This is a genomic window from Nonomuraea sp. NPDC050536 (genome assembly GCF_044457685.1).
Taxonomy (GTDB): Bacteria; Actinomycetota; Actinomycetes; order Streptosporangiales; family Streptosporangiaceae; genus Nonomuraea.
This window is the reverse complement of the sequence record NZ_JBITHD010000001.1, coordinates 1,292,923-1,315,613: the sequence shown is the minus strand read 5'-3', so window position 1 is coordinate 1,315,613 and position 22,691 is coordinate 1,292,923. Positions and strand designations below refer to the sequence as shown.

Below are 22,691 nucleotides of genomic sequence, written 5' to 3'. Positions count from 1 at the left end.
CCCATGGACCGACGTGCCTTCCTGGGCTTGGCCGGGCTGACCGCGCTCGGCGCGCTGACCGGCTGCTCCACCAGCGGCGGAGGCGCCAAGGGCGCCGCCGACGGCGGGGTCGGCTCGCTGAAGATGCCCACCTACGTGCCCTTCGCCGGCCCCAAGCCGGACTTCCCCGGCAACGCCAAGGGCCTGGACCCCGGCTACCTGAGCTTCCCGGCCAGCCCGGTCAAGTCGGTGAAGGCCGTGCCCGGCGACGGCAGCACGATCACCGGCCTGACCTACGCCGACGGCCCGATCCCGCCGCCCATGGACTCCAACGCCTTCTGGCAGGAGGTCAACAAGCGGCTCGGCGTCACCTTCCAGCTGGAGACCGGCAACGACGACGGCTACCCGACCAAGTTCAACGCGCTGGTTGCCGGCGGCGACATCAAGGACCTGATGTGGGTGGCGCCCAACCAGGGCATCACCAAGATCGCCCAGCTGGCCGAGGCCAAGTTCGCCGACCTGACCCCGTATCTGTCGGGCGACGCGGTCAAGGCGTACCCGAACCTGGCCAACCTGCCGGAGATGACGTGGCTGGCGGCCATCATGAACGGCAAGATCTGGGGCGTGCCCGTCGCCTACAGCGCCTTCGGTCAGGTGTGGGTGGGCAACAAGAAGTCGTGGGAGGCGGCCGGCGGCTTCGGCGCCAAGAACCTGGAGGAGTTCTTCGACAAGTGCAAGCAGCTCACCGACGCCAAGGGCGGCAAGTGGGCGCTGGAGTCGGCCTACGTCAACGCGGTGGCGCAGATCAACCAGTTCTTCCGCGGCGCCAACACCTGGCGGCTGGAGAACGGCAAGCTCACGCACATGTTCGAGACCCAGGAGTACGCCTCGGCGATCGAGTTCGCCAACCGGCTGTTCAAGGCCGGGGTGTTCTACCCGGACCCGAAGGTCACCGACATCGACTCCAAGCTGGCCAACGGCACGGTCGCGGCCGCGGTCAAGTCGGGCGCCGGCTGGGTGGGCACCCCTGCCACGCCCGGCTACGGCACCGCCTGGGAGATGGAGGCGCTGGTCCCGTTCGGGCACGACGGCGGCAAGGGCGTGCACCAGCTGGCCGCCGGTTCGGTCGGCTTCACCGGGATCAGCAACAAGCACGACGAGAAGAAGGTGAAGATGCTGCTCGGCGTGCTGGACTACCTGGCCGCGCCGTTCGGCAGCGAGGAGTGGCTGTTCCTCAACTTCGGCGTCGAGGGCGCCCAGTACACCAAGGGGCAGGGCGGCGAGCCGAAGAAGACCAAGACGGGTGAGAGCGAGCTGAACTTCAGCGGGAACCTGAAGTTCATCGCGCAGGGCCCCGAATATCTCTACTACCCCGGTCTGAACGACACCACCAAGCAGATCTACGGCGCCCAGCAGCAGTTCCTGGAGATCGCCCAGCCGCGCCCGCACAACGGCCACTACTCCGAGACAGCCATCGACAAGGGCCAGGCGATCACCTCCGAGTTCTACAAGGTCGTGGAGGACCTGGTGACCGGCCGCCAGCCGATGTCGGCGCTCAAGGGCGCGATCGACAAGTTCCGCAGCGGCGGCGGCGACAAGATGCGCAAGGAGTACGAGGAGTCGATCGCCAAGGGCCACTGATCACAGGCCGCCCCACCGGGTCACGATCAGGTACTCCAGCACGTTCAGCGCCACGATGAGGGCGGCCAGCAGCGATAACGCGGCCAGGGCCGGCAGCAGCGGGGTGACCGGCAGCAGCACGAGCAGCACTGCCGCCGCCCCCAGCCGGGTCTTGGCCCACGCGCGGAACATCCGCCACCTGGTGTAGCCGAAGGTGGCCAGGTAGAGGGCGCACCCGCCGTACAGCAGGCCCGCGGTCGGCAACGGCAGCTGGACCGACGGGTGCGCCACCACCTCGGCCATGCCGGAGGCCATCGTGACGATGCCGGCGATGAACGCCAGGTGACCGTAAGACAGGACCGGCCGGATGATCTCGGTCGGCATGGTGGCCGTGCGCATCGCGTGCAGGATGGCGCTGGCCGCGTAGTGGTAGTACACCCACCACAGGCCGCAGGCCAGCACGAACGCGGCCGTGACGGCGGCGACCATGCCCGCGGTCAGGTGCGGCGCGGTGGCTGCGGGCATCCCGGTGGCCACGATCGACTCGCCCAGCGCGATGATCAGGAACAGGCCGAAGCGTTCGGGCAGGTGGTTGGGGTCGAAGCGGACGTTCTGCAGGCTGCCGCGGGCCAGGCGGGGCGCCGACACGTCGATCAGCGCGGCCACCGCCCACACCGCGACCCGGGCGGGCATGTCCAGGAAACCGCCGATCAGCAGCAGCGGCCCGCTGACGAACGCCGCGATGCTGAAGGCCCGCAGCGTCAGCGGCTGCCCGCGGAAGACCAGGAACGCCAGGATCAGCCGGGCCGCGTAGTAGGAGGCGCCGAACAGCATGCCCCGCTCGCCGTACGCCTGCGGGACGGCCAGCGCCATGAACAGCGCGCACAGGCCGGTGGCGAAGATGCCGATCCGCTCGAAGGGGGTGTCGACGTCGGCGGTGTTGGCGTGGATGCTGGTGCCCACCCACGCCCAGTAGATCGGCACGAAGATCACCAGCGCGCGGCCGAGGCCCGCCCAGGTGTGGTCGGCGTGCAGCAGCGACGACACCTCGGTGACGGCGAAGACGAAGACCAGGTCGAAGAAGAGCTCCGCCCAGGTCACCCGCTTCTCCTGAACCTCGGGCACACTCATACGGCTCTCCGGGGGTGGGGGGTGGGTCCCCAGGCTAGCGCGATCAGTACCAGCAGAGGACGCGGTCCTCCTTGGGCTGGTCAGTAACGCAAATAGCATGCGGAATATGCGGATCATGGAGGCGCAGGCCGTCGCGCGGGCGTGGGTGGCGGAGCAGGACGGACTGGAGGGCGCCTACCTGAGTGGGTCGACCACGTGGCTGCCGGCCGGCGCGGAGCTGGGCGTGGGTTCGGACGTCGACATCATGGTGGTGACCGGCAGGGAGCGGCCCAAGCTCGGCAAGTTCCGCCGCGACGGCGTGCTGCTCGAGGTCAGCTACGTGACCTGGGAGCAGCTGGCCACTCCGGAGCGGGTGCTGGCCGACTACCACCTGGCGGGCGGGCTGCGGACGGACACGATCCTGGCCGACCCGTCGGGACGGCTCCGTGCGCTGCAGGCCGAGGTGGAGCGGCACTACGCCGAGCCGCAGTGGGTGCGGCGCAGGTGCGCGGAGATCGAGCGGCGCATCGCCGACGGCCTGGCAGGCATCGACTCCGACGAGCAGGTGATGGGGTGGCTGTTCCTGACCGGGGTCACCACGCACGTGCTGCTGACGGCCGCGCTGCACAACCCGACCGTGCGGCTGCGCTACGTGTCCGTGCGCGAGCTGCTCATCGAACGCGGCCTGCCCGACGCGCACGAGGAACTGCTCGAGGTGCTGGGCGCCGTACACCTGACACCCGAGCGGGTGGGCGTCCACCTGGCCACGATGACGCGGGCCTTCGACGCGGCCTCGGCCGTGGAGGCCCCGCCGTACCCTTTCGCGAGCGACATCACGCCCGAGGCGCGGCCGATCGCCGTGGACGGCGGTCACGCGCTGGTCGAGCGGGGGCTGCATCGGGAGGCGATGTTCTGGATCGCGGCCACCCACGCGCGCTGCGCGACGATCCTCGGCGCCCCCGCCCCCGGCTACCGGGAGCTGCTGGCCGACCTGGGGGCCACCTCGCCCGTCGCCAGAGCGCGGGACACGCTGGCGTTCCTGCCGCGACTGCGCGAGCTCAAGGAGCTGATCCTCGCAGGGCCCCCGGTCAGCTCGTCGGACACAGGCTGAGCAGCCGGTCGACCAGCGTCCTGGCGTGCTCGTGGCCGACCGGGCGGCTGAAGAAGATCGCGTGGTAGTACAGCGGCGCGATCACCACCTCCATCAGCTCCAGCAGCGTCGGCGGATCCTCGCCGCGCCCGGCCGCCCTTTCGAGCATCTCCTGCAGGCTCACGGCGCGCTGGACCAGATACGTGCCGCCCTCGGGTCCGCGCGTACCGACCATGGCCGCGCGCAGGTAGAGGCTGCCCAGCGGGCCGGCCACGTCGTCGGCCACCTGGAGCGCGTAGGCCTCCAGGTCGCCGCGGAGCGTGCCTGTGTCGGGCACCGGCGAGCCGTGCGCCAGCTTCTCGGTCACCATGTCGTCGATCAGTGAGTTCAGCGTGCCCCAACGCCGGTAGAGCGTGGCCTGGTGCACGCCCGACCGCTCGGCGACCTTGGGCAGGCTCAGATCGTCCCAGTCCTCCTCGCGCAGCAGGTCGAGCACCGCCTCGTGGACGGCGGCCCTGACCTTGGCGCTGCGGCCACCGGGCCTGCGTGCGGGTTCCATGACACCAGCTTAACGCGAATCCGCTTGCGTTAAGTTCTAGCCCGCGTTACCTTGAAGCGAAATTCTTCGCGTTAAGGAGCTTACGATGCGCCCGAGGGCGACTACCACAGCTGGCACGACGAGTGGCTGGCCCCCGCCGCCCGGGTCGCAGGCGAGGCCGAGCGGCTGGACCGGACCGGCGCACAGCACACCAGCGTCGGGCAGGTGCCTGGCCATGGCCCGCATCGCCGCCTGGCTGGAGAGGACGTTCCGGTGAAGAAGTTCCTGCCCGTGATGCTGCTGGACATCGGGCCCGCCGTCGTCGCCTATTACCTGGCGCGGGCGCTGGGCGCGAGCGAGTACGCCGCGCTGCTGGTCGCGACCGGCGTGGGCGGGGCCAGGGTGGCGTGGGTGGCGCTCACGCGCCGCAGGCTGGACGGCTTCGCCGCGTTGACCGCCCTGTTCTTCGCGGTCGACCTGGTGCCCGCCCTGCTGACGGGGGACGCGCGGATCGTGCTGGCCACCAGGCCGCTCAGCACCGCGGTCATCGCGCTGGTGCTGGCCGGCACCTGGCTGACCGGGCGGCCGGCGGCCTTCGGCCTGGCCAAGCGCTTCGGCGCCGAGGACGAGGCCACGGCCGCCCGCTGGGACGTGCTGTACCAGGACAGGGCCGCGTTCCGGCGGATCTACGTGGTGATGACGCTGACCTGGGCGGGCGCCCTGATGGCCGAGGTGGTGGCCCGCGTGGTGCTCACGTTCGTGCTGTCGGTGGACGCCATGACGGGCCTATCGACGGTGCTGCAGATCGTCACGCTCACCCTGCTCGGCGTCTGGAGCGCCTGGTACGGCCGGCGGGGCGAGCTCGCGGCCACCTCCTGACCTGCATCTCCCAGCGGATGCGGCTAGCGCTTCGCCGTGGAGACGACGATCGCCCAGCGGGTGCCCGGCTGTACCGAGACACGGAAGGTGTAGGGGTGCTTGCGCTTGGACAGTTTGTCGGCACCCACGCCGTGGGGCTCCCCGTCGCACTTCTCGCGGAGCGTCGATCCATCGCTGACCTTCACGGTGATGCCGGGACCTGACAGGCAGGTGTACCAGAGCTCGTAGAAGCGGCTGACCTTCACCGTGGTCCGCCAGCCGGTCAGCTTGGCCTTGTCGTCGACGTGGTGAGCGACGATCTTGCCCTTGACGTCCTGGGTGAGGTCCGGCAGGTGGGGCTGGGCGGTGGGGAAGAGTAGCGCGGCGGCGAGCACGGCCTGGATCATCGGGACTCCTCTCATCGGGGGTGTACGCGACGATCCTGGCCGGGCCCGTGTTGAGGATCTGTTGAGGATCAGTGCATGCGGAAGTCGTACCGCTCCGGCAGCGGGTGCTCGCGCCGGACCCGCTCGGCGATCTCCGGGGTCACCGGGCCGCCGCCCGCCAGGCGGCGCTCGTGGTAGCCGAACCAGATGGCGTCCAGTGAGACCTCGCCCTCGCGCAGATTGTGCACCTCGATCCCCTCGGCGAGCAGTCCGGACGCCCGCTCGAGGTCACCGGTGGCCAGGGCGGCCTGGGCCTCCTGCAGGCGGATCCGTCCGAGCGCCCGCTGGTCCTGATCGAGGGCGTCGATCAGGGCGAGCGCCTCGGTGGAGCGTTCCCCGGCCAGCAGCGCCGTCAGCGTCTCGATGGTCAGCTCGGCCAGCCGCGGCGCCCGGGTGTGCGCCTCGAGCAGCAGGTCGGCGGCCCCTCCTTCCGCGGTCTGGGCCAGGCAGCGCAGCGCCCACGGCGTCCTGGTCAGCCGCAGCGACTCCTCCCACGCCTGCCGGGCTCCCGGGGTGTCGCCGTCGGCGTGGCGGAGCAGCCCCAGCTGGTAGCGGGCATGCCAGTCGGCCGGGTGGGCCTCGAGCAGCTCCCGCCAGCCGGCTCCGGTGATCGGGGCGGCGGGCGGGTCGCAGACGGGCAGTCGCCCGGTGGTGGCCAGCTCCAGCCAGGGGCGCTGCTCCGCGCCCACCTCGCCGAACGGCAGGCCGGACACCTCAGGCATACCTCCCGCGGCCACCTCGAGCGCGCCCCAGCCCGACCCCTGCGCCAGCCGCACCGGCTCAGACAGCACCGGCTCAGACAGCACCGGCTCGACGTCGAGCGCGGCGGATGGGACGAGCCGGTCGAGGGCCTCGGACACGCTCTTGCGCGCCTCGTCCCACGAGCCGTGCACCATCGACGGGTCCGCCTCGAGCAGGCCGTACGCCTCCACCCACGACCAGGTCGTGCGCCCTGGCATCGGGATGTGCTCCAGCTGGGTGCGGGCCAGGCCCGCCTGGATCTCCAGGTAGTGCGACGACGGGCCGCTCAGCCACTCCTGCCAGCGCCGCCCGCCCGGGCCTGTCCCCCAGTGGAACAGTTTGCGGCCGCGCAGCCGCTGCGTGGACGTCTGCACCAGCCCGGTGCCCGAGGCGTCGAGCGCCGCGATCCACGGCCGCTCGCCGGCGGGGATCTCGAAGAAGAAGTCGGCCGCGGCCGCCGCCCGGTCGGTGTAGCTGCGGTCGACGCCGTTCAGCTCGGGGAAGTCGACCAGGTGCAGCCGCCCGGTGTAGTCGAAGTGGTGCGCCCGCGCCGCCGGGGCCACCACCCGCACGTCCGCCGCCTCCGGCACCGCGATGTTCGACCACCAGTACACCGGCGTCTCGGCGTCGGACGGGTTACGGATCGACGGCCGCACGAACAGCACCGGCGAGCCCTCCGGCAGCCAGGCGTCGATCGACACGACCAGGCGCCGCATCCGCTCGAACTCGAACAGCCGCAGCACCGGCGTGCCGTCCTGCGTCGCCAGCCGTACGGCGTGCAGGGGGGAGCAGGTCAGCGGCCAGTGGCCGGTCGCGCCGAGGTTCCACTCCACTCCCCCGGCCAGCCAGGCGTCGCGCAGCGCCAGGTTGGCCGGTTGCAGGATCGGGTTGCGGTGCAGCAGCTCCCTTCCGGTGGGGCGGTGCACGAGCGACCACAGCCGCCCGCCGTACCCGGGCAGGAACGTGGCGCGCAGGTGCTCGTTCTCGAGCACCACCACGGGCAGCTCGCGCTCCTCGCGCGCGCGGTCGTAGCCGTCCTGCATCGTGTATGGCAGCAGGCTGTACGGCTGGCCGTACCTCATCTGCGCGGTCATCTCGGCGTCGGCGCCGGTCGCCGCGTGCCTGACCTGCGTGCCGTGCAGGATCGGCAGCAGGCCGGAGCGCGGGGGCGCGGCGGCGGGAATCCGCAGGATGTCGAGCCGGAGGGTGCTGGTCATGAAGGTCCCCGAGTGTTCAGTTGGTCAGCAGGTCGACAGCTGGTGGGCGCCGATGTCCGGCGGGCAGGCGGCCGGGATCGGGTTGCCGAAGTAGTCCCTACCCCCGTTGCCGTCGATCGATTTGCCCGCCTGGAGCGCCGGAGAGCCGGGCTGGAGCTTGAGGTCGGCCGTCAGCAGCGGGTCACCGGTGACGGTGCCTACGGCTCCCGCGGGCACCGGCGCGCCGTGGACGAGGTTGTTCTCCAGCGTGTAGCCGCCGGACCTGAGCTGGAAGGAGGCCGTGCCCGAGCCGCGCTTGAGCACCAGATTGTTGGCGAAGCTGACGTTGCGCCGGGTGGTGTTGTTCTCGTTGACGACCGTCTGGGAGACGCCGTCGCCGATGACGAACGTGTTGTTGTAGACCGCGGCGCTCTCGATGGCGCCCGAGCAGTTCTCGATACCGCGGTAGTGGTCGTCGACGCTCAGGTTGTAGCGCAGCACCGCGCCGCGGATCGCGCCCGAGGCGTTGCACAGCAGCGCGAAGCCGCCGGCGTTGTCGTGGCTGTGGTTGTACTGGAAGATCGCGCCGAAGGCGTTCTCGTCCACGTCGAAGGCCATGCCGTCGCGGGTCGTCTCGCCGCCGGACACCTCGTTGAACTGGATGAGCACGTTGTCGGAGTTGTGCGTCCAGAGCCCGGCGCTGTAGCCCTGGGAGCGGCGCTGGAAGCCGTCCACCCGGTTGTGCTCGGCCACGGCGCCGGCCACGCTGCCCAGCACGATGCCGTCGCCGCCCACGTCGGTGACGGTGTTGCCGGCCACCTTGACGCCCGTCCACGGCCGGTAGGGGCCGGGCTCCTTGCCCCAGCCGGAGCGGTTCCAGCTGGAGAACAGGAAGATGCCGGACCGGTCCGCCCTGGTCACGGTGTTGCCGGTGATCTGCACGTCGTCGAAGATCGTGGGGGTGGTGTTGCCCTCGACCCACATGGTGATGCCGGCCGAGCCGTACTCGTCCTTGGTGTCGTCGCCGTTGACGTCGTGCACGTCCAGGCCGGACAGCACGATGTGGCGCAGCGTGCCGGCGTCGCGGGCGCTGACGCGCACGCCGCGCCGCTTGCCCGCGGTGGCGCCGGTGTTGGTGACCTCCAGGTTGCGGATCTCCCACTGCTGCTGGTTGTGCAGCATCACGGCGTCCTCGGCGCCGCCGCCCTGGATGCGCGGCTTGGCGCCCTGCCCATGGGCGTCCACGACGATCGGGCTGCCCGCGGCGCCGGACCCCTTGGGGGCGAGCGTGCCGGTGCAGGCGCTGCCGCGTTTGAACAGCACCCGGTCGCCCGGCTTGAGTGCCAGCTTGTTGACCTGGTTGAGGCTGTTCAGCGGGCGCAGCAGGGTGCCCTTGGGGGCCTTGGTGGATTGGCAGTCCACGTAGTAGGTGTTCGACTGCGCCAGCGCGGTGAGCCCGGTCGCGGCCAGGCCGACCACGATTAAGGTCTTGATCACGTTATTTCCCGATCCCTACGGTCATGCCCTGGATGATGCGAGTACCGAGCCAGGAGAACAGGGCGACCATGGGCGCCAGGATGATGCAGATCCCGGCGAACATGGTGCCCCAGTCACGGCCCGCGTACTGCTGCAGGCCGACGAAGTTGACCAGCGCCACCGGCAGGGTGACCTTGTCGTCGCTGGTCATGAGCGCGATCGCGAACAGCGTCTCGTTCCACGCGCCGATGAACTGCAGCAGGAACGCGGTGATCAGCCCGCCCCTGGCCACCGGCAGCACGACCGTGACGAAGGCCCGCAGCCCGCTGGCGCCGTCGATGGCGGCCGCCTCCTCCAGCACCTCGGGTATCCCGGCGAAGAACCCGGTCAGCAGGTAGACGGTGAACGGCATGGCCAGGCCGATGTAGACGATCGTCAGGCCGAGGAAGCTGTCGGTCAGCTCGACGGCGGCCAGGCCCACGAACAGCGGCACCAGCAGCACCTGGCCGGGCACGCCGAGCCCGAGCGCGAACGTCATGGTCAGCGCGTTGGAGGTGCGGGTGCGCCGCCTGGCCAGCGCGTAGGCGGCGGGCGCGGCGACCGCCACCGCGATCAGCGACGACACCGAGGCCACGCCGACGCTGTTGAGCGCGGCGCTGCTGAAGCCGCCCTCGGCCCAGGCCTTGCCCCAGTTGCCGGCCTGCGGCGGCACCGGCAGGCCGAACGGCTGGTCGAAGATGGACCTGGTGTCGCGGATCGAGGTGAGGAAGATCCAGGCCAGCAGCGCGAGGTCGGCCGCCACCAGGATCCAGACGATGGCGTGCCCGGCGCGCTTCACAGCATCACCCGATCCCTGCGCATCAGGCGCCGCAGGATGACCACGAACACGCCCACCATGACCAGGCTGACCACGGCCGCCGCAGCGGCCAGGCCCAGCTTGGGCACCGAGCTCTGCGGGAAGGCGGAGAAGTAGACGTACATCGCCGTCGTCCAGGTCTGGATGGGCGCGTTGCTGACCGTGGAGCCGCCGCCGAACAGCAGCACGATCTCGAACACCTTCACCGAGCTGACCGTCCACAGCACCGCGCAGACGCTCACGACCTCCCACGACAGCGGCAGCGTGACGTGACGGAACCGCTGCCAGGCGTTGGCGCCCTCCAGCTCGGCCGCCTCGTAGAGGTAGGTCGGGATCTGGTCCACCGCGGCCATGATGATCGTGGTGTAGTAGCCGGTCGCGGTCCACACGATCGCCCCGATGATCATCGCGGGCAGGTTGTCGACCGACAGCCACTTGGGCACCGCGTCGACGCCCAGCAGCCCCAGCACCGTGTTGACCGGCCCGTTCGGGCCGAACAGGAAGCCCGCCGCGATGCCGAACACCAGCGCATTGACCAGGCACGGGAAGAACAGCACCGAACGGGCGAACATCTTGCCCGCCATCTCGCGCAGCGCCAGCGTCAGGGCGAAGCTCACCGCGAACGTGGCCACGCCGCCGACCACCAGGATCTTGATGGTGTTCATGACGGCGTAGTGGAAGGCCTGGTCGTCCAGCAGCGTGCGGTAGTTGTCCAGGCCGCGCCAGCGCATGTCGCCCATGCCGTCCCACTTGTACAGGCTGGTCCAGGCGGCGAAGACGATCGGCGCCAGGAACAGCACGCCGTAGAAGGCCAGGGCCGGGCCGACGAACGGCCAGAACAGCCGGTTGGCCTGCCGCTCGAGCGGACCCCCGCGGGCCAGGCGCGCCCGCGAGGGTGCGGCGAGTGTGCTGACCGCCACTAGCCGTTGGCCTTCCAGTAGGCGATCTGGCCCTGCTTGGCCTTGGCCACGAACTGCTCGGCCGTCGCCTTGCCCAGCCACAGGTCGGCGAAGGCGGGGAACAGCGACTTGTCCAGGTAGTCACCGGCGACGCCGTCCAGTGGCAGGCGGCTGGGGTTGGCGCTCAGCAGCTTCTGCGCGTCGGCCAGCTCCTCGGGGGCGGGGATGTCCTCGCGCGGGGTGATGTTCTTGGCCTCGGTGGAGATGCCCGACAGGTTGTCCTTCTTCAGGAAGTAGGCGATGAACTTCTGCGCGGGCTCGGGGTGCTTGGCCTTCTTCGGGATCGCGAAGCCGAGCGGGATGATGTCGATCTCGGTGTTGCCGCCCTTGGTGGGAGGCACGGCGAACTCGCCCACCTTGAAGCCGGCCGCCAGGTTCTTGGAGGCCTCGCTCGGCACCCAGGTGCCGTCCAGGTGGAAGGCGGCCTTGCCGGTGGCCCAGCTGGTCTGCTGCGCCGGGTACTTGCTGGCGTCGTAGCCCTTGAGCAGGTAGCCGCCCTTGACGAACTGCTCGATGCGCTTGGCCGACTCCAGCACGCCCGGCTGGTCCCAGGCCGCGCCGGTCTTGTCCTGGTAGATCTTGCCCAGCGTGCCCGGCCCGTTGTCGCGCACCAGCAGGTAGTCGAGCAGCAGGAAGTTGGTCCAGGTGTTGTCGCCGTCGGAGGCCACGCACGCCTTGGACTTGGCCTTGAGCGTGTCGCACAGCTTGACGAACTCGTCCCACGTGGCCGGGGTCGTCGCCAGGTCGGCGTCGGCCTTGTTGTAGTAGTACGTGGCCGAGTTGAGCACGTAGGGGACGATCCAGCGGGTGACGCCGTCGGGGTCCTTCGGCATCGCGTCGAGGTACTTGGCCGGGATGACGTCGGCGACCTTCTTGCCCTCGCCGGGCACCTCGCTGTTGTAGACGGGGGTCAGGTCCGCGGCCTGGCCGGTCGAGGCGAGCAGCGAGCTGATCACGTCGAAGCCGTTCTCCACCAGGTCGGGCGCCTTGTTGGCGGCGATGGCCGGGCCGATCTTGGTCCGGATGTCGCGGCCCTGCCACTCGACGTCGACCTTGGTGCCGGTCTCCTTGCTGAACTTGTCGATCGCGGCCTTGATGACCTTGGCCTGGGGCTCGTTCTCCTTCCACATCGACCAGTACGTGAACTCGCCGCCACCCTTGCTGTCGCTCCCGCCGCCTCCGCCACAGGCGGTAAGAGCGAGCGCCCCGGCCGCCAGCACGGCGGTCACCTTCGGTCCGCGCATGTCGCCACACCTTTCACCTTGAACAGGTCTGGCCGGAACCCTAGGCCGCGCCAAGAGGCCGTACAAGGCAGTATGTGCAACGCTTTGATCTCATCGTGCATAAAGCGACGGTTTGTGCGCACAAAGATGCAAGCTTCTGCAGAGAATGCGGGAAAAGTGACATGACGGATGTGCACGGCGGAAAACCGGGTGCCCGATCGCGGTGCCGCGGGCTAGCGTCGCCAGGTGAGCACGATCACCTGGCGCCGGGTCGTCCCCGGCGACTTCCCGCTGCTGCGCTCATGGCTGGAGCAGCCGCACGTGGCACGGTGGTGGAACCACGAAACGTCCCCGGAGGCGGTGGAGCGCGACTTCGGCCCCACCGCCCGCGGCGAGGAGCCGTCGGAGGACCTGCTGGCCCTGGTGGACGGCGAGCCGGTCGGGCTCGTGCAGCGCTCGCGCCTGGCGGACTACCCCGAGTACCTGGCCGAGTTGTCGGCCATCGTCCCTGTGTCGCCGGGCACGGTCACGATCGACTACCTCATCGGCGCTCCCGAGCGGACCGGTCAAGGTCTCGGCCCGCTGCTGATCGGCGCGATGCTGGACAGGACCTGGCGCGACTTCCCCGACGCGCCGTGCGTCCTGGTCCCAGTCTCGGCCGCCAACCGCCCGTCGTGGCGGGCGCTGGAGAAGGCGGGGCTGCGCCGCGTCGCCGAGGGCGAGCTCGAGCCCGACAACCCCGTCGACGACCGGGCCCACTACCTCTACCGCATCGACCGCCCGGCCTGACCACCCGTCACTGGGCGGCCGTCACTGGGCAGCGGCCGAGCTCCTGTCGCGCTGGTGCCCGTTCGGGGTGCTGATCGCCTGGCGCGCGGCACGCAGGCCCGGCGCGAGCGCGAAGGTGATGAGGATCGAGGCGGCCGCCATCACGACGATCGCCGTCGCGGGCGAGGTGAACTGCGCCACCGAGCCCGCGGCGGCCGCGGCGACGCCCTGCATGGTCATCATGCCCGAGGTGTGCAGGCCAAGCGCCTGACCGCTCAGCTCCTCCGGGGTCAGCCGCATCAGCTTCTCCTGCTGCACGAGGCTGGCCCCGTACCCGACCGCCGACACCGCGACCAGCACCGCCACGAGCTGTATCGGCGGCCCGGCCAGGAAGACCAGGTACGGCGCGGCCAGCAGGAGCAGCAGCGGCACCCCGAGCCGGACCCGCCAGTGCGCGGGCACGAAGCGCCCGAGCAGCACGTCACCGGTCAGCATGCCCAGCGCCGCGCACGCCAGCAGCAGGCCCGCGTGATCCGGCGCGTAGGACACGAACAGCGACTCGCACCCCACCACCAGCCCGTTCGGCAACCAGAGCGCCAGGTAGAGGGACCGCCGCGACCGGTCGGCCCACAGCCTGCGGTTGGTGCGCCACGTCTCGCCCACCGACAGCCGCCCCTGGGCCCGCGGCGCCCTGCGGCTCAGCCCGAACCTGGACACTCCCGCCGCCACCAGGTACAGCAGCGCGGCGACCACCAGCGTGCCGCGCGGAGACAGGGTGGCCACCAGCACCCCTCCCACCGCGAAGCCGGCGATCTGCGTCATGCCCGTCGACATGTTGATCACGGATCGGCCCAGCAGGTAGCCGTCCTTGGACAGGATCTCGTTCAGCAGGCCGTACCGCACTCCCCCGCCCGGCGAGGACACCAGCCCCAGCACCAGCAGCACCGCGAACGACGCCCAGACCGGCATACCGGGCACGGCCTGCAGTCCCGTGCCGACGGCGAAGGCCAGCGCCATCCCGGTCATCGCGGCCCGCGGCGGCAGCCGGTCGGCCGCCGACAGCAGCGTCGTCGCGCCGACCACCTGGACGAGCGCCGGGCCGAACATCGCCAGCGCCGACAGCAGCGGGGAGCCGGTCGCGGTGTAGATGAGCGTGCCCAGGGCGAGCCCGCTCACCGTCTGGGCGGTCACGGATGCTCCCGATGACAGGAACAGCGGGGTGAACTCCGGGGTTCTGAAGAGCTCGCCGTAGGTGCGCATGGGGTGAGTCTCCAACGGGCTTCCGCTCGGGCGTTATTCTTTCGCAGTGCCGCGAAAGGTCGCCTGGGGAGGTGGGGTTCGGTGGGGTGGTGGGTGATCAACGCGGACACGCTGGCGGGCGGGCGGTTCATCGTTTCGCCGCTGGCCGAGGTGACGGCCAGCCTGAAGCTGCTCGACTCGGCGGATGCGGCCGATCCCGGTGAGCGGGCCTGGCTGGAGGCGCACCTGCCCGCCTACCGGGAGCGGGTGGCCGCCGACCCGGTCACCGGGCTGATGGTGCAGATCGGGCTCGGGCGCGGCTGGAACGCGGACTTCCTCACTCCGGCGCCCGACGGAGAGGCGACCTTCGAGCGGGAGGTGGAGCAGGTCAGGGACACCGCGCCGGATGACGCGGTGGCGGATCTGGAGGTGTCGATGGGCGGGCCGCTGCCCGCCGTACTGCGTCGCAAGGACCTGCCTGAGCGGGCCGCGCGGATCATGGAGTGGGTGTGGCGGGAGACCGTGCTGCCGTACTGGCCGCGGCGCAGGCGCATCCTGGAGGCGGACATCGTGGCGCGCACCGCCCAGCTCGGGCAGCGCGGCTGGGCGGCGGCGCTGGACTCCATGCGGCCGGGGATGCGCTGGCTCGGGGCCGGGCGGCTGCAGATCAACGCCCACGACTACCCGCCACGTGACCTGTCAGGTGCGCGGCTCTTCTTCGTCCCCGTCACGCCGGGCCGGGCCTGGGTCGCCTGGGAGGAGCCGCACCGATACGCGATCGTCTACCCCTGCTCGGGCACCCTCACCGAGCACCAGCAGGTCCCGGGACCGCTCGGCCGCCTCCTCGGCCCCGCCCGGGCGGGCGTGCTGGTGCTGCTCGACACGCCCAAGAGCACCACCCAGCTGGTCGCGCTCACCGGCCAGGGCCTGGGTTCGGTCGGCCGCCACCTCAAGGTGCTCATGGAGGGGGGCCTGATCCAGCGCCGCCGCGCGGGCCGCTCGGTCCTCTACTACCTCACCCCCGCCGGCCAGGTTCTCATCGACGCCCAGAATTCGTGACCCCCCGGCTGGGGCAAGGTTTTCCCCAGTGCCCGCGCGCTGAACCGGCGCGAGCCCGGATGATCTCTAACGTGTCCGGCGTGTCTGACTTCTCCAGAGGATTGCGGCTGCTCGTCGGGGTCGCCTCCGCGGCCGTCGTGCTGTTCGGGCTGCGGCAGATCAGCGGCATCGCGGCTCCGGCGTTCCTGGCGCTGGTGCTGACGGTCGTGGTGGGCCCGCTGCGGTCCAGGCTGATACGCAGGGGCTCGCCCGCCTGGGTGCTGGTCGCCGTTCCACTGGGTGTCGTGCTGCTCGTGCTGGTGGTCTTCGTGGTGGCGATGGTGGTGTCGGTGGCGAAGCTCACTGCTCTCCTGCCTACCTACTCCAGCCAGTACCAGCAGTTGCTGTCCGGCATCGGGCAGCAGCTGGCCAAGTTGGGCATCACCTCGGCCCAGGCCCAGCAGGCACTCAGCAAGCTGGACCCCGGCAAGCTGCTCACCGCCGTCAAGGGCGTGCTGTCGGGGCTGGCGGGCGTGGTTTCGGAGGTGGTCCTCATCGCGCTGCTGCTGTGGACGATGAGCCTGGACGCGGTGTTCCAGCAGCGGGCCCTCAGGGCGCTGCGCGGATCCAGGCCGCATCTGGTGGACGCGCTGTCCGGCTTCGCCCGCGACACCTGCAGCTACATCGTGGTCTCGACGATCTTCGGACTGATCGTGGCCGTGCTGGACACGATCGCGCTGGCGATCCTGGGCGTGCCGCTGCCGGTGCTGTGGGGGCTGCTGGCGTTCATCACGAACTACATCCCCAACGTCGGCTTCATCATCGGCCTGGTGCCGCCGGCCCTGCTCGCGCTGCTCGACTCGGGCGTCGGGACGATGATCTGGGTGATCGTCATCTACTGCGTGCTGAACTTCGTCATCCAGTCGGTCATCCAGCCCAAGTTCGTCGGCGAGTCGGCAGGCCTGACGACCACACTCACGATGCTGTCGCTGCTGGTGTGGACGTGGGCGCTGGGCGCGATCGGCGCGATCATGGCGGTCCCGCTGAGCGCCTTCGTCCGCGCGATCCTCATCGACGCCGACCCCGCCACGACCTGGGCCTCCCCGCTCATCGCCGGGAAGGAACGGCGCTAGCCCTGCCCACGAAACACAGGAAGGCGGTCTGCGGATCAGCCCCTGCGGGAGCCGGGATACTGGGGTCGAAGGCGCCGGTGGCCTGCAGCCCCTCGTAGTGCGGCAGCAGCGCCTCGTGCGTGCGGATCACCGCGTCCTGGTCGAGCTGCTCGTCGCCGCCCACCGCGCGGGCCAGGTCCCAGGTGTGCCCGAGCACCTCCAGCGAGCCGATCACGTCGACGGCCAGCTCGACCGGCACCATGCCCATCGGCCCCGGCACCGTCGTGGACGCCAGCTCTGGATCGCCGAGCATCGCGACCATGTCGTCGCGGCAGCGCGCGAACGCCACGGCCAGGTCGGCGCCCGGCTCGACGGCCGGGGCGCCGTCCATCCCCGACACGCCCACCCCGTCGGCCGCGACCGGCGGGCGGCCGGTGACGAAGCCAAGGATGCCGCGGTGGCCGTTGATGACGTGCGCGACCACGTCGCGGGCCGTCCAGCCCCGGCACGGGCAGACCGCGTCCCAGCGGTCGGCCGGGGTGGCCTTGATCCTGTCCAGCAGTTGCCCGGCGAGCCTGGCGTACCTCTCGGCGACGGTCGGCATCGAGACACCTCACTAACGCGTAGGAATTTTCCTACATGTTAGTACTGTTTCACGCTGTAGTCGTACCGGCACGGCAGCGGGTGCTCGGCGCGCACCCGTTCCGCGCCCGTCGGGTTGAGCCGCTCGTGGTAGTCCCACCACAGTTCGTCCAGCGTGTCCTCGCCCTCGCGCAGGTCGTCGACCACGAGCCCGGTGTCGAGCACGCGCCTGGCCCTGGCCAGGTCGTCGCTGTCGAGCGCGGCGCGGCACTCCAGCAGCCGGATCCGGCCGTGCCAGCGGTCCTTCGGCCCGAGCCGGTCGATCAGCGTCAGCGCCTCCGGGGTCCGCCCGGCGGCCAGCAGCGCGTGCAGGGTCTCGATGGTCAGCGGGCGCAGCCGGGGCGACAGCGCGTGCGCCCGCGCGTACAGGTCGGCCGCCCGCGCCGGGTCGGTCTCCAGCACGGCCAGGTTGCGCAGCGCCCAGGCGTTCTCCGCGCACTCCAGCGAGCGCTCCCAGGCCACCCGCGCCCCTTCGCGGTCGCCGGCGTGATAGAGGTTCACCCCCAGGTGGAACTGGGTGAACCAGGTCTTGTCCGCCGCCTCGAGCAGCGCCCGCCACTCCGGCCCGACGGTGTAGGAGGAGGGCGGCAGCACCGGCGCCGGGGTCGGGATCGAGCCCTTGCGCACCAGCGACAGCCACGACTGCTGGTCGCGCCCGATCGTCTCGTCGCCGAAGGGCGTGGCGGGCAGGTTGAGCGCCCTGCTGCGCCGCTTGGCCAGCGCTCTGCGCTCCAGCGCGCCCCATCCGCTGCCGACGTGCACGATCTCCTCGGGTACGGCGCGCGCCAGCCGTACCGCCTGGTCATGCTCGGCCAGGAGCGTGGCCGCCGGGAGCAGAGACTCGATGGCTCCCGCGACGTGATCGGTGGCCTCTCCCCACGGGCCGTGCACGAGCGCGGGGTCCGCCTGGAGCAGGCCGTACGCCTCGGTCCAGGCGAACGACGAGCGGGCGGCCAGCCGTACGTGCTCGAGCTGGGTGCGGGACAGGCCCGCCTGGATCTCGGTGTAGGGGCGGCCGGGGCCCGACAGCCAGTCCTGCCAGTTACGGCCGGCGTCGGTGGTGCCCCAGCGGAAGTGCTTGCGGCCGCGCAGCTGCTCGGTCGAGGTCTGGACGAGCCCGGCGCCGCCGGCGTCCAGCGCGGCGATCCACGGGCGCGAGCCGTGCGGCAGCTCGTAGAAGAAGTCGGTGGCGGGACCGCCGCGGCCGGGATAGGACTGGTCGGTGTCGCGCCAGTCGGGCACGGGGATGCGGCGCAGCCGGCCGTCGTAGGAGAAGTGGTAGGCCTGCCGGGCGGGCGCGAGCACGCGCGTGTCGCCATCCTGGGGCACCGCGGCGTTGGACCACCAGTAGACGGCGGCGTCCTCGGCGAACGGGTTGACGATCCTGATGTGCACCAGCAGCACCGGCGAGCCGGGCGGCAGCCACGCGTCGAGCTGGTAGACCAGGCGCCGCATCCGCTCCCACTCGTACATCCGCAGGACGGGCACCCCGTCGGGCCTGGTCAGGCGGGCGGCGTGGATCGGGGCGCAGGCCAGCGCGGTGTGGCCGAACGTGCCCAGGTTCCACTCCACCCCGCCGGCGAACCAGGCGTTGCGCAGCCCCAGGTTGGCCAGCTGCAGGAAGGACGGCTTGTGCAGCAGCTCCCTGCCGGTCTCCAGGTGCACCAGGGAACGCAGCCGCCCGCCGTACTCCAGCAGGAACTCCGCGCGCAGCACGCCGTTGTCCAGCACCGCCGTGCGCAGCTCGCGCTCCTCGCGCTCGCGGCCGTAGCCGTCCTGGAAGGTGTACGGCAGCAGGGAGTCGACGTGCCCGTAGGCGAGCTGGGCGGCCATTTCCGCGTCGGCGGCGGCGAGCTCGAGGCCGCCGCGCGGGTCAGGCAGCGTGCGCAGCGGCGGGAGCGGGTTCTCCGGGCCCAGCGGCGATACCGGTATCGTGATCGAGGACAGCTGGAACTGGGTCACGTTCTCCTCGACAGTTGTCCGCGGCTTTCCGCACAAATTAGCACTTTGTCATGATGGGGCCCGTGAACCGGTACGAACGCTGGAACGTCCTGCTCGAGCTCGTCGCCGAGGCCGGGCAGCTCGACGTCGTGGAGACCGCCGAGAAGCTCGGCGTGTCGACGGCCACGATCAGGCGCGACTTCGACGAGTTGGCCGCGCAGCAACTGCTGACCAGAACCAGGGGCGGCGCTACCGCGCACAGCGTGTCCTACGACCTGCCGCTGCGCTACAAGGTGGCCCAGCACGCGCCGGAGAAGCAGCGCATCGCCGCCGCCGCGGCGGCGCTGGTCCCCGCGGGCTCGACCGTCGCGCTGAACGGCGGCACCACCACGACCGAGGTGGCCAGGGCGCTGGCCTCCCGCTCCGACCCCGGCCCCGGCGGCCGCGGCCCCGCGCTGACCGTGGTGACCAACGCGCTCAACATCGCCCACGAGCTGGTCGTCCGGCCGCACATCCACGTCGTCACGACCGGCGGCTCGGCCCGCGCCCAGTCCTACGAGCTGGTCGGCCCGGTCGCCATCGGGATGCTCGAGCAGGTGGCGCTGGACGTGGCCGTGCTCGGCGTGGACGCGATCGACGTGGATCACGGGGCCAGCGCCCACCACGAGGGCGAGGCGGCGATCAACCGGCTGATGGCCGCCAGGGCGCGGGAGGTGATCGTGGTGGCCGACGGCTCCAAGCTCGGCAAGCAGGCCTTCGCCAGGATCTGCCCGCTCACTGCGGTCTCTGTGCTGGTCACCGACGCCAGCGCGCCCGCCGCGCAGGCGGCCCGCTTCTCCGACGCCGGCGTGCGGGTCGTCAGGGCCTGACGTCACCAGAGGCTGCCGTCTTCAATCCGAGGCGACGATGCACTTCGGCTGCCGAGCGGGAGAGCCTGACAGCGTCCCTGAGCTGATCATCTGTCCACTTACGGGGGGCAGGCACGTCCAAAGCATATTGCCGTTCCGGACGGCGCCTCTGCCAGTTGGGCTAGAGCGGCATTGAGCCCCGGCCGGGCTGGCGTGGGCCACGCCCGGGGCGATGGACTCGATCCAACCGGGGGGCGCCATTCCCGCCGGGCAGACCGTAAGCCCGCGGCCCTCTGCTTTCCTGACCGCGTTATCGACGGTAACGGGCTGATCGGCCCGAGTGCCACGCATTTATCCCGGGAGGACGGCGAAGGCGCGGCAACCGCCGGGGGGTGCCGACGCGCCGTTGACTGCATCGTCATCCCATCCCGCCGGTGGGCATGGGCTTGCCTCACAAGTGCCCTTTTGGGGTGCCTGGTCGGTGACCGGTGGCGGCTCATATCTGCCCGGTTGCCTGAGCCTTCACCCGCGCAGGCGCAAAGCCCATCCTGGCGAGGTACCCGGCTTGGTCGACAGGAGGCACGGACATTGTGCTCGAGCTCGCGGCGATCATTCTCCTCGTCCTGCTCCCCGCGCTGGGTGTCCCAGATGATCTTTACCGGCGGGACAGACCGTGAGCCCGCGGCCCTTTCTTTCAGAGCCGCCGTTAATGACGGTAACGGGGTGATCGGCCGGCGTGCCGCGCATCTATCCTGGGGCGGATGACGAAGGTGCGGGTGCTGCTGGGGTTCCTGGTGGGCGCCGTCTTGCTCATGGTGCTCGGCGTGGCCGCTCTCGGGCGGGACGACGACTCCGGGTCCGCCGCTCGGATCCCTGGGGTCGCCGCTTCCACGGGGAGTCGACCTGCTGGGAGCCCGAGCGCGACACCTGCCGTCTCGGATGGGGCGACCCCGACGTGGGAGGGGCCCACACCACCGCCGGTTGATCAGAAGCTCATGAGGGGGTCCGCGCAGGCGCCGGTCACGGTGGTCGAGTTCGGCGACTTCAAGTGCCCCAACTGCCGAAATTTCGCCCAGAAGATCGAGCCCGCCCTGAAGGCCAAGTACCTCGACACCGGCATCATCCGGATCTTCTGGCGCGACTACCCCATCCGCGGCCGTGACTCGATCAGAGCCGCCATCGCCGCCCGCGCCGCCGCCAGACAGAACCGCTTCTGGGACTTCTACCAGGCCCTCTACACCGGCCACCCCAGCCTGACCGACGCAGGCCTCCGCTCGGTCGCCGCGAACCTGGGCCTCGACCTGCCCCGCTTCGACGCCGACGTCAAGGATCCCGCCGTACGGCGGGCCGTCGAGGACGACAGAGACTTCGCCACCGAGATCGGCATGCCGGGCACCCCCGCGTTCCTCATCAACGGCGAGCTCCTGTTCGGCGCCCAACCTCAGGCGGTCTTCGAGCAGGCCATCGAGAAGGCCCGCGCGGAACAGTGACCCACCTCGGCTACGCGACCGCCTTCCTCGGCGGCCTGTTCTCCCTGCTCAGCCCCTGCGGCGCGCTGCTGCTCCCGGCCTTCTTCGCCTATGCCTTCCCCACGGGGAGGGCGCTGCTGAGCCGTACCCTCCTCTTCTACCTGGGCCTGTGTGCGGTCGTCGTGCCGCTCGGCATGGGCTCGGCCCTCGCGACCCGCCTCTTCTACACCCACCAGGACCTCCTGATCACCCTCGCCGGCTGGACCCTCATCGCCCTGGGCACCATCCAGACGGCCGGGTTGTCCCTGCCCTCCGTCGGGGGCCCGATCGAGCGGTTGCGCGGCCTGGCCGGAGGCGACTCCGCCGCGGCGGTCTTCACACTCGGGTTCGTGTCGGGCCTGGGCGGTTTCTGCGCGGGCCCGGTACTGGGCGGAGTCCTCACGATCGCCGCCGCCTCAGGACACGCGCTGCGCGGCGCGGCACTGCTGGCCGTCTACGCCGCGGGAATGGCAGCCCCGCTCCTGCTGCTCGCCGTACTCTGGCAGCGCTTCGACCTGTCGCGCAGAGAATGGCTCCGCGGCCGCGGACTACGGATGGGCCCGCTGCGGGTGCACACGACTTCCCTGGCCTCCGGCCTCCTGTTCATCACCCTGGGCACGCTGTTCCTCCTCTTCGACGGCACCCGCGCAGTGAGCCTCCCCGACTCCTGGGAGACCACCCTCGACTCCCTCGCCACCGTCGACATCCCTGACCTCGCCATCATCGCCACCGGCGCGACAGCACTCGTGGCCATCACCGTGTGGCGGCTGCGGCGTTAGAGCCCCATGACGTCGTGTACGGCGCGCGCCTCGACCTCCTCCCACCCAGTGGGCCTGTTCTGGCAGATCAACCACCATGGCTCCGCGGTACGACGTTTACGGTGACCGTGAGACCGATGCACTTCTGGTGGAGCCCGGTGACCGGCATCGACTCAATCCTGCTCAGCGGCGGCGTAGGCGGCGCCGAGTCGCTCGAACGCGCCCGGGCCGTCGTGCGGCTTCGGCGGGGCGCTGAGGTGGCGAACGCGGAGCTCGTCCATGAGCTCCTCGATGAACGCAGGACCCTCATCGCGCATGAGCTGCTGCCGGCTTCGGAGCTCGGCGCTGCCGGAGCTCCAGTCAAGACCCCAGTTGCCGAGAGCATGGATGATCGGCAGAGTCTGGATGCCGGCTTCAGTGAGGCTGAAGCGCGCGCGCTGCCCGCGGGCCGCGGTGCCGCGGGTGAGGATCCCTGCATCGATGAGCCGCTTGAGGCGATCGGCGAGGATGTTCGAGGCGATGCCCTCAATCGACCCGGTGAGCAGCGCGCGGAAGTATCGGCGGTCGCCGAAGATGACGTCGCGCAGCACGAGCAACGACCAGCGATCTCCGAGCACCTCGACGGCGGCGTTGATCGGACACTCGGACCGTGGTTCCACGACTCCTCCTTGACAGGTATTCGCTCCCCCTATAGTAGTTGCAGAATGCAAGCACTCTGAGGAAGAGGGGATGATGGGTCGCTTCT

At 70.7% G+C, this 22,691-nt stretch carries 21 protein-coding genes; 9 read left to right on the top strand and 12 right to left on the bottom strand.

The window, feature by feature from the left end:
- Window positions 1–3: 3 nt before the first annotated feature.
- A complete protein-coding gene (locus ACIBHX_RS06380; RefSeq protein ID WP_397064779.1) occupies window positions 4–1,620 on the top strand; it encodes a hypothetical protein in 1,617 nt (538 codons plus the stop codon).
- Here the strand turns inward: ACIBHX_RS06380 and ACIBHX_RS06375 are convergent, their stop codons facing one another.
- The gene (locus ACIBHX_RS06375) at window positions 1,621–2,730 is read right to left on the bottom strand and encodes a low temperature requirement protein A (RefSeq protein WP_397064777.1); all 1,110 of its coding nucleotides are present in this window, start codon (window positions 2,728–2,730) and stop codon (window positions 1,621–1,623) included. It lies immediately after the preceding gene.
- A 106-nt stretch (window positions 2,731–2,836) separates the two neighbouring features.
- Between ACIBHX_RS06375 and ACIBHX_RS06370 the strand changes: the two genes are divergently transcribed.
- Window positions 2,837–3,820, top strand: coding sequence for a hypothetical protein (locus tag ACIBHX_RS06370; protein WP_397064776.1), 984 nt, complete (start codon window positions 2,837–2,839; stop codon window positions 3,818–3,820).
- Here ACIBHX_RS06370 and ACIBHX_RS06365 read toward each other — a convergent pair.
- Window positions 3,798–4,358, bottom strand: a complete 561-nt coding sequence (locus ACIBHX_RS06365; RefSeq protein WP_397064774.1) for a TetR/AcrR family transcriptional regulator C-terminal ligand-binding domain-containing protein — start codon at window positions 4,356–4,358, stop codon at window positions 3,798–3,800. The genes ACIBHX_RS06370 and ACIBHX_RS06365 overlap by 23 nt on opposite strands.
- 252 nt (window positions 4,359–4,610) lie before the next feature.
- On the opposite strand from ACIBHX_RS06365, the gene ACIBHX_RS06360 reads away from it, so the two are divergent.
- Complete coding sequence (locus ACIBHX_RS06360) at window positions 4,611–5,216, top strand: VC0807 family protein (protein WP_397064772.1); 606 nt, start codon at window positions 4,611–4,613, stop codon at window positions 5,214–5,216.
- A 23-nt stretch (window positions 5,217–5,239) separates the two neighbouring features.
- Here the strand turns inward: ACIBHX_RS06360 and ACIBHX_RS06355 are convergent, their stop codons facing one another.
- The 6 genes from ACIBHX_RS06355 to ACIBHX_RS06330 all read right to left on the bottom strand — a co-directional run bounded on the left by ACIBHX_RS06355 (window position 5,240) and on the right by ACIBHX_RS06330 (window position 12,113).
- Complete coding sequence (locus tag ACIBHX_RS06355) at window positions 5,240–5,602, bottom strand: hypothetical protein (protein WP_397064770.1); 363 nt, start codon at window positions 5,600–5,602, stop codon at window positions 5,240–5,242.
- Window positions 5,603–5,670: 68 nt separating this feature from the next.
- Window positions 5,671–7,599: a DUF5107 domain-containing protein gene (locus ACIBHX_RS06350; protein WP_397064768.1), complete on the bottom strand. Its 1,929-nt coding sequence runs from the start codon at window positions 7,597–7,599 to the stop codon at window positions 5,671–5,673.
- 24 nt (window positions 7,600–7,623) lie between these two features.
- A complete protein-coding gene (locus ACIBHX_RS06345) occupies window positions 7,624–9,075 on the bottom strand; it encodes a right-handed parallel beta-helix repeat-containing protein (RefSeq protein ID WP_397064766.1) in 1,452 nt (483 codons plus the stop codon).
- Window position 9,076: 1 nt separating this feature from the next.
- The gene (locus ACIBHX_RS06340; protein ID WP_397064764.1) at window positions 9,077–9,892 is read right to left on the bottom strand and encodes a carbohydrate ABC transporter permease; all 816 of its coding nucleotides are present in this window, start codon (window positions 9,890–9,892) and stop codon (window positions 9,077–9,079) included.
- The gene (locus tag ACIBHX_RS06335; RefSeq protein ID WP_397064762.1) at window positions 9,889–10,830 is read right to left on the bottom strand and encodes a carbohydrate ABC transporter permease; all 942 of its coding nucleotides are present in this window, start codon (window positions 10,828–10,830) and stop codon (window positions 9,889–9,891) included. Before ACIBHX_RS06335 ends, ACIBHX_RS06340 begins: the two co-directional genes overlap by 4 nt.
- Window positions 10,830–12,113, bottom strand: a complete 1,284-nt coding sequence (locus tag ACIBHX_RS06330) for an extracellular solute-binding protein (protein ID WP_397064760.1) — start codon at window positions 12,111–12,113, stop codon at window positions 10,830–10,832. Before ACIBHX_RS06330 ends, ACIBHX_RS06335 begins: the two co-directional genes overlap by 1 nt.
- 225 nt (window positions 12,114–12,338) lie before the next feature.
- Between ACIBHX_RS06330 and ACIBHX_RS06325 the strand changes: the two genes are divergently transcribed.
- Window positions 12,339–12,881: a GNAT family N-acetyltransferase gene (locus ACIBHX_RS06325; RefSeq protein WP_397064759.1), complete on the top strand. Its 543-nt coding sequence runs from the start codon at window positions 12,339–12,341 to the stop codon at window positions 12,879–12,881.
- Window positions 12,882–12,902: 21 nt separating this feature from the next.
- Here the strand turns inward: ACIBHX_RS06325 and ACIBHX_RS06320 are convergent, their stop codons facing one another.
- The gene (locus ACIBHX_RS06320) at window positions 12,903–14,120 is read right to left on the bottom strand and encodes an MFS transporter (RefSeq protein ID WP_397064757.1); all 1,218 of its coding nucleotides are present in this window, start codon (window positions 14,118–14,120) and stop codon (window positions 12,903–12,905) included.
- A gap of 81 nt (window positions 14,121–14,201) precedes the next feature.
- Between ACIBHX_RS06320 and ACIBHX_RS06315 the strand changes: the two genes are divergently transcribed.
- Window positions 14,202–15,158 (top strand): transcriptional regulator, encoded by a 957-nt coding sequence (locus ACIBHX_RS06315; protein ID WP_397064756.1) that lies wholly within the window; start codon window positions 14,202–14,204, stop codon window positions 15,156–15,158.
- 80 nt (window positions 15,159–15,238) lie between these two features.
- Complete coding sequence (locus ACIBHX_RS06310; protein ID WP_397064754.1) at window positions 15,239–16,270, top strand: AI-2E family transporter; 1,032 nt, start codon at window positions 15,239–15,241, stop codon at window positions 16,268–16,270.
- Here ACIBHX_RS06310 and ACIBHX_RS06305 read toward each other — a convergent pair.
- Together ACIBHX_RS06305 and ACIBHX_RS06300 are read right to left on the bottom strand one after the other, a co-directional pair.
- On the bottom strand, window positions 16,245–16,853 hold the full coding sequence (locus ACIBHX_RS06305; RefSeq protein ID WP_397064752.1) for a TIGR03086 family metal-binding protein: 609 nt from the start codon (window positions 16,851–16,853) through the stop codon (window positions 16,245–16,247). The two genes, ACIBHX_RS06310 and ACIBHX_RS06305, sit on opposite strands and share 26 nt — an antisense overlap.
- 38 nt (window positions 16,854–16,891) lie before the next feature.
- Complete coding sequence (locus ACIBHX_RS06300) at window positions 16,892–18,853, bottom strand: DUF5107 domain-containing protein (RefSeq protein ID WP_397064750.1); 1,962 nt, start codon at window positions 18,851–18,853, stop codon at window positions 16,892–16,894.
- A gap of 53 nt (window positions 18,854–18,906) precedes the next feature.
- On the opposite strand from ACIBHX_RS06300, the gene ACIBHX_RS06295 reads away from it, so the two are divergent.
- From ACIBHX_RS06295 to ACIBHX_RS06285, 3 genes are all read left to right on the top strand, one after another.
- On the top strand, window positions 18,907–19,701 hold the full coding sequence (locus ACIBHX_RS06295) for a DeoR/GlpR family DNA-binding transcription regulator (RefSeq protein WP_397065031.1): 795 nt from the start codon (window positions 18,907–18,909) through the stop codon (window positions 19,699–19,701).
- Between the two features lie 740 nt (window positions 19,702–20,441).
- Entirely contained in the window at window positions 20,442–21,170 is a 729-nt protein-coding gene (locus tag ACIBHX_RS06290) for a DsbA family protein (RefSeq protein WP_397064748.1), read from the top strand.
- Window positions 21,167–21,967, top strand: coding sequence for a cytochrome c biogenesis CcdA family protein (locus tag ACIBHX_RS06285; RefSeq protein ID WP_397064746.1), 801 nt, complete (start codon window positions 21,167–21,169; stop codon window positions 21,965–21,967). The genes ACIBHX_RS06290 and ACIBHX_RS06285 overlap by 4 nt, the downstream gene beginning before the upstream one ends.
- A gap of 152 nt (window positions 21,968–22,119) precedes the next feature.
- Here the strand turns inward: ACIBHX_RS06285 and ACIBHX_RS06280 are convergent, their stop codons facing one another.
- The gene (locus tag ACIBHX_RS06280) at window positions 22,120–22,605 is read right to left on the bottom strand and encodes a winged helix-turn-helix transcriptional regulator (RefSeq protein WP_397064744.1); all 486 of its coding nucleotides are present in this window, start codon (window positions 22,603–22,605) and stop codon (window positions 22,120–22,122) included.
- Between the last annotated feature and the right edge of the window lie 86 nt (window positions 22,606–22,691).